Below are 6,009 nucleotides of genomic sequence, written 5' to 3'. Positions count from 1 at the left end.
CTTCTATACTATTCAACATTCTTATACTTGGTTCTTTCAATTAATAATTCTTTGGCTTCGACATTTAGTATTTCAGCTATTTTGTATAAATCTTCTAAACTTGGTTGTCTTTTATTTTGAGCGTAAGAGTGAACCATATTGTAGCTCTTTCCTAATTTTTCAGCCAACCAAATTTGCTTTATTCCTTTCTGTTCTAATACCTCTTTTATCCGGTTCATTTTTGAATTTTTTTAATTCAGTCCACTAATGTAAAGAACATTTTCAATATACTCACTCAATGAGTATAAAAATTATCATTCAATTTTAATATGCGGTGGGAAAAGGCAAGCTCTTTTTGTTTTTGAGGCACGAAAAAATAAAATGTGCTTGACTGTGCGTATGGCTTTTCAGAGCTTGTGTACAATGCAAAGATAAAGTTCCGTTTCAATGAACTTTATCGATTGTTAAACGAAGTTAGCTATTTTTTCTGACAAAGTCAAGCTACCCATGTAACCCTTAAACAAAAAAAATGCGCTTCCTTATTTCAAGAAAGCGCATTTTTTAAAGTATTTTTTGGTGTAACTAAAGCTAATTAGAATTTATAGCTTAAACCAAGCGTGTAATATGTTTGTAATTTATTATCAACATCGTCAAAACCAGTTGCAGTTGCTGGAGTTTGAGTTAAAGCATAGTTTAAGGCTTCTTGTTTATTGCTTCTTAAACCAAAATCAAAACCAACACCAATCATTTTCCATAAAGTATAACCAAATGAGTTAGCCCAAGTAAAGTTTGATAAATCGCTAGATTTATAACTTTGGAAAGTAGAGAAGTTAGTTTTAAAGTTTACAGCTCCAATTTGTCTTGTATAATCAGCAACAATTTTAGCACCTAAAGATGATTGAAAAACAGCATCATTTTTAGCAAAAACAAAGTTGTAGTTTAATGGGTGAATTACTACTATTAAGTTTTCAATAGGAGTCCAAGTAGCACCAACACCAACATCTAAATAACCAGGGTCATTAAAGTTGTCTAATAATGTGGTTCTGTATTCAGCTAAACCAGAAACAGCTATGTTTTTAGCAATATTTCTACCATATAATGAGGAAATACCAAAAACGTCAGTCGTAGGGTTAAAGCTATCATCATCAGTGGCAACATCTTTATTATCTAATTTTACCCAATTTAAATTAGTTGTTAAAGAGTTTCTCCAAAAGAATTTATCTTCAATTAAATTAGCAAAAGCATTTACTGTAAATCCAATGTTTCCAGAGGCATTGTTTGGTGCTCCTTGAGAATACCAATTGTTGAAGTTAGATAAGCTACCACCAATAGTACCAAAAGCTCCTTTTCTCCAACCTGGAAGGGCATCAATTTGCGCTTGTAAAGCATTAGCTTCACCTTGTGCAGCATCAGCTACCGCTTGTTTTTCAGCTTTTTGCGCTTGTAATTCTTCTTTTGTTTGAGCGTTTAATGATATAACGCTAACACATAATAATAAAGTGAAAAATATTTTTTTCATGATTTTAATTTTTGTTAAAAATTTTTGCAAATATAATATTTAGACGCAATTAACAATGTTTAGTCACATAAAAATCACTTTTTCTTATAAAGCGGTACAGAAGAACATGCTTCGCCATACATAATGGACTTAGCATAAGGTTGTAACTTGTTGGAAAGCATAATGTAAGCGTTTTGTGGAACCGGTTTATTTGAGCAACCTTTTATAATAATAGGTTGGTCCTTGAAGTCTGAGATATCTAGATTATTGATAATATCTTGGTAAATGGAAGTTTCTAAAATTTCTAAATCGCCAACAATTACCTTTTTCACATAAGGTTCCAATTGAATACTTAAAAGCATATATGCCCAACCTGGAATAATAGCATCGGAACTGCAAGTTAGGGCTACATAATGATTTTGGTATTGGCTCCAATCAAATGCTGCCACTTGAGCTCTAAAATCTTTTTCACGCAGCACGAAACCTTCATAGAGCCAATCTTTAATATCAAAAAGCACCCTTTGCCCTTTTGGATAATAATCTTCAAGGTCAATAGTAACAAGTTTGCTATTCGCTACGCGATTTATGATTTCGTCTTTCAAAAAAAATTGTTGTTTAGTTGTGTGTCGTTAAGTTTTACTGAATACTGAGACTGCCAATTAATTTTATAGCATGCCTAATTCCAGCTTTGCCTCTTCACTCATTAATTCTTGTGTCCATGGTGGATCAAAAGTGATTTCAACCTCGGCATTTTTTACTTCATTTAATGATTTCACTTTTTCTTCAACCTCTAAAGGCAAGGTTTCTGCAACAGGGCAGTTTGGCGTTGTTAAAGTCATTAAGATTTTAACATCGTTATCTTCATTAACAAATACGTCGTAGATTAAACCTAACTCGTAAATATCAACAGGTATTTCTGGGTCGTAAATGGTTTTTAAAACGTTAACTATTTTTTCACCTAATTCGGCTGTATCTATGGTATCACTCATATTTTAATGTTTGTTGTTTAGTTGTTTATTGTTTAGTCGGAAGCTCTAAAAACAGCTTTACGACTTAACAACATACGACTTCACTAATTAAGTTGTGTTTGGTACGCAATCGCATACATTTTTAATTGTTTCACCATACTTACTAAACCATTAGCTCGGGTTGGTGATAAATGTTCTTTTAATCCTATTTTATCAATAAAATCAGTATTGGCATTAATAATATCTTTTGGATGTTGATTTGAAAATGCACGAATTAGAATAGCTATAATACCTTTTGTGATAATGGCATCACTATCGGCAGTAAATTCAATTTTATCATCTTTCATTTCAGCATGCACCCATACTTTACTTTGGCAACCTTTAATAATGTTGCTGTCGGTTTTGTATTGGTCGTCAATTAAGGGTAAATCTTTCCCTAAATCAATCATATATTGGTAACGTTCTTCCCAATCTTCAAACATTGAGAATTCGTCTATTATTTCATTTTGAATCTCTTCAATACTCATAGTTTCAATTTTATACAAAAATACGATAAGAAACATTCTTAATCAATGTTTTCGACAATAGATAAGATTTCTTTAACTATAACTGCTACTTCTTTAGGAGGATTGTTATGATCGAAGTTTTTTGATTGATGGATTTTATTGTTTTTTGTTATTTTCAAAAAAGCTATTTTGGCACCATCAACGTGATGATTTTCTGATGGAATTTTAAAGTTTTGAAGCTGGTCTATTTTAATTTTTTTAAGTTCCATTAATAAATTATACCAAGCTGCCTCTGGATACTCTTTTATTATTGGTGCCGCACTTCTTTCACGGTATATGGTTATGACATTGTTTTTTAATTGAACTTGAAGATATGACCCTCTTGTGCTTTCAGTATATTCAATGCTTATATGTTCTTGTTCCATTTGAGGTGAACAATCTTTATTAATTAAAGAAATAGACATTAGAAAAAAAAGAATTTTCATGATATATTATATGTTTAATTTAATGATACAAAAAAGACGCCAAAATGGGCGTCTTTTTAATAATCTTTAATTTGTAGCTTTTATGGAAGCAGGATGCTTTCTCTTGCGCCACCAGAAGCAAATATTGCTCGCATTCTGTCTTTTTGCCCTTCAGAGAACATGTACATACAAGCATCATCAACATAATCCATATAATTCATGGTCATATCATTTGATTTACAGTTTACTGTAGGGTATGATGGGCAACCATAATTTGGTCCGTCAGATGAAGGTGTATCAGAAACAAAATCATCTTGCTTGCATCTGCCATCTCCCCAAATGTGACGTAAATTTAAATAATGACCTACCTCATGAGTCATTGTTCTTCCCTCATCAAAAGGCGCTTGAACATATCCAGTAGTTCCAAAATATTGTGGAGAGCATACCACACCATCAGTGTCTAAATTACCACCTGGAAATTGTGCATACCCTAAAATACCGCCACCAATGTTACATACCCAAATGTTTAAATGAGTTTCTGGTGAAACAGGAGGATAAGCATTTTTTACAGCATTACTGGTACCCCAAGACGTTGTTGAGCTAGAATATCTAAAAGTATTTGCAAGAGTAAATGTGATTTCGCTATCTGCTGCTAATCCAGCAAATTCTGAAGGTGCTTGATTTACATCATTATTAGCTTTTGTAAAGTCATCATTTAAAACAGCAATTTGAGAACTTATTTGAGCATTACTAATATTTTCGTTAGAGTTGCTGTAAACCACAATCACGTTTACAGGAATATTAATAACACCTAAGACTGGAGTTGGCTCTTCTCCACCGCCACCATTTCCTCCGCCACCATTACCGGGTTTGGTTGGTTTTCCTTTAGCGGCTATAATACTTCTTGTATGGTATTCAATATCATACATTTTTTTAGCAAGTCCAGGATTGGCATCAAGTTGTTTGTTGAGCACGTTCATAGTATGGCAGGTCTTAACCTTATTTTTACTTTTTGTTGGTTTTGAAAGTAAGTCGTCGGATGTATCTGTGTAAACATAAAAGTCGCTCATATCAACTTTTACAGATTGATCCTCGTTAATTTCATTTTTGTCAGCATCACAGGCTGTGAATAGTAAGGCTATGGCAGCCATACTTAGAAGAATTTTTTTCATTTTTATTAATTATTTGAATTAGTCGATGCTGAAGATATAATTATTTTGAAAAAAAACTAAAGATTTGATAAATAAAATGTTAATTATTCGACAAAATACATGCCGGTGTTAAATAATTAACAATAAATAAATAAGTAAGGTATATATAGAAAAATGAATTTTGATTTTAAGACAACATCATTTTAGCTTTTTTAACACCTTCAACTAAAGTATCAATTTCTTCTTTTGTATTGTAGAAAGCAAAAGAGGCTCTTACCGTTCCTGGAATTTTATAAAAATCCATGATAGGTTGTGCACAATGGTGCCCTGTTCTAACCGCTATTCCTAGTTTGTCTAAAATGGTGCCAACATCATAAGGGTGAATGCCTTCTAAATTAAAAGAAATCACAGATGTTTTATGTTTTGAAGTACCGTAGATTTTTAAACCTTCAATTTGGAGTAATTTTTCGGTGCCATATTTTAAAAGCTCGTTTTCGTAAGCTGCAATATTTTCAAAACCAATGCTATTCATATAATCGATAGCAGCTCCAAAGGCAATGCCTCCACAGATGTTTGGTGTTCCTGCTTCAAATTTATGAGGTAAATCGGCATAAGTAGTTTTTTCAAAAGTCACTTCGGCAATCATTTCACCACCGCCTTGATAAGGAGGTAGTTTTTTTAACCATGCTTCTTTTCCATATAGCATACCAACACCTGTTGGGCCGCACATTTTATGAGCCGATGTTACGTAGAAATCGACATCTAAAGCCTGAACATCTGGTTTTATGTGTGGGGCAGATTGTGCGCCATCAACTAAAACGGCTGCACCAACTTGATGCGCTTTTTCAATAATGTATTCAATAGAATTTATGGTTCCTAATGCGTTTGAAATATGATTTACAAACACCAATTTTGTTTTTTCTGATAGTAACTCATCGAATTGAGACATAACGAGTTCGCCTTCCTCATTCATTGGGATGACTTTCAGAATAGCTCCTGTGCGCTCGCATAACATTTGCCAAGGCACAATATTACTGTGATGTTCTAAAGCTGAAACTATAATGTGATCGCCTTTGTTCAGTAATGCTGAAAAGCCATTTGCAACAAGATTAATGCTGTGTGTTGTTCCTGATGTGAAAATAATTTCGTGTGAGAACTTTGCATTAAAATGTGCTTGTATTTTTAGTCGTGCTTGTTCGTATAAATCAGTGGCTTCTTGACTTAAGGTATGAACCCCACGATGAATATTGGCATTGTAGTTTGAATAATAATCTACAATAACATCAATAACCTGTTGTGGCGTTTGTGATGTGGCAGCATTATCAAAATACACCAAGGGTTTACCGTTTACTTTACGTGAAAGTATCGGGAAGTCTTTTCTTATATCTTTTACGTTGAACATTACTTATTAAGTATTGGCTCTAAGTTAATAGTTAAGTTTGC

Annotated in this window: 8 protein-coding genes; all 8 read right to left on the bottom strand. The window is 33.0% G+C overall.

Features of this window, described 5'->3' with window-relative positions:
* Window positions 1–8 precede the first annotated feature (8 nt).
* The 8 genes from WBN21_RS11130 to WBN21_RS11095 all read right to left on the bottom strand — a co-directional run bounded on the left by WBN21_RS11130 (window position 9) and on the right by WBN21_RS11095 (window position 5,968).
* The gene (locus WBN21_RS11130; protein ID WP_424200270.1) at window positions 9–218 is read right to left on the bottom strand and encodes a helix-turn-helix domain-containing protein; all 210 of its coding nucleotides are present in this window, start codon (window positions 216–218) and stop codon (window positions 9–11) included.
* Window positions 219–571: 353 nt separating this feature from the next.
* Window positions 572–1,498: a DUF3078 domain-containing protein gene (locus WBN21_RS11125; RefSeq protein WP_424200268.1), complete on the bottom strand. Its 927-nt coding sequence runs from the start codon at window positions 1,496–1,498 to the stop codon at window positions 572–574.
* A 74-nt stretch (window positions 1,499–1,572) separates the two neighbouring features.
* A complete protein-coding gene (locus tag WBN21_RS11120) occupies window positions 1,573–2,079 on the bottom strand; it encodes a DUF2480 family protein (protein ID WP_424200266.1) in 507 nt (168 codons plus the stop codon).
* A 63-nt stretch (window positions 2,080–2,142) separates the two neighbouring features.
* Entirely contained in the window at window positions 2,143–2,466 is a 324-nt protein-coding gene (locus WBN21_RS11115) for an SUF system Fe-S cluster assembly protein (protein ID WP_424200264.1), read from the bottom strand.
* 83 nt (window positions 2,467–2,549) lie between these two features.
* The gene (locus WBN21_RS11110) at window positions 2,550–2,972 is read right to left on the bottom strand and encodes a SufE family protein (protein WP_424200262.1); all 423 of its coding nucleotides are present in this window, start codon (window positions 2,970–2,972) and stop codon (window positions 2,550–2,552) included.
* Window positions 2,973–3,010: 38 nt separating this feature from the next.
* The gene (locus WBN21_RS11105; protein WP_424200260.1) at window positions 3,011–3,436 is read right to left on the bottom strand and encodes a hypothetical protein; all 426 of its coding nucleotides are present in this window, start codon (window positions 3,434–3,436) and stop codon (window positions 3,011–3,013) included.
* A gap of 80 nt (window positions 3,437–3,516) precedes the next feature.
* A complete protein-coding gene (locus WBN21_RS11100) occupies window positions 3,517–4,587 on the bottom strand; it encodes a zinc metalloprotease (RefSeq protein ID WP_424200258.1) in 1,071 nt (356 codons plus the stop codon).
* A gap of 166 nt (window positions 4,588–4,753) precedes the next feature.
* Entirely contained in the window at window positions 4,754–5,968 is a 1,215-nt protein-coding gene (locus tag WBN21_RS11095) for an aminotransferase class V-fold PLP-dependent enzyme (protein WP_424200256.1), read from the bottom strand.
* Window positions 5,969–6,009 lie beyond the last annotated feature (41 nt).

The sequence above is a fragment of the Algibacter sp. genome, from assembly GCF_049667265.1.
Classification (GTDB): Bacteria; Bacteroidota; Bacteroidia; order Flavobacteriales; family Flavobacteriaceae; genus Algibacter_B.
This window is presented reverse-complemented; position numbering and strand designations above follow the sequence as displayed.

What these genes read in the sequence shown, in the direction of transcription:
- WBN21_RS11130 (WP_424200270.1), bottom strand. Translation starts at nt 218, where the DNA reads ATGAACCGGATAAAAGAGGTATTAGAACAGAAAGGAATAAAGCAAATT.
- WBN21_RS11125 (WP_424200268.1), bottom strand. Translation starts at nt 1,498, where the DNA reads ATGAAAAAAATATTTTTCACTTTATTATTATGTGTTAGCGTTATATCA.
- WBN21_RS11115 (WP_424200264.1), bottom strand. Translation starts at nt 2,466, where the DNA reads ATGAGTGATACCATAGATACAGCCGAATTAGGTGAAAAAATAGTTAAC.
- WBN21_RS11110 (WP_424200262.1), bottom strand. Translation starts at nt 2,972, where the DNA reads ATGAGTATTGAAGAGATTCAAAATGAAATAATAGACGAATTCTCAATG.
- WBN21_RS11105 (WP_424200260.1), bottom strand. Translation starts at nt 3,436, where the DNA reads ATGAAAATTCTTTTTTTTCTAATGTCTATTTCTTTAATTAATAAAGAT.
- WBN21_RS11100 (WP_424200258.1), bottom strand. Translation starts at nt 4,587, where the DNA reads ATGAAAAAAATTCTTCTAAGTATGGCTGCCATAGCCTTACTATTCACA.
- WBN21_RS11095 (WP_424200256.1), bottom strand. Translation starts at nt 5,968, where the DNA reads ATGTTCAACGTAAAAGATATAAGAAAAGACTTCCCGATACTTTCACGT.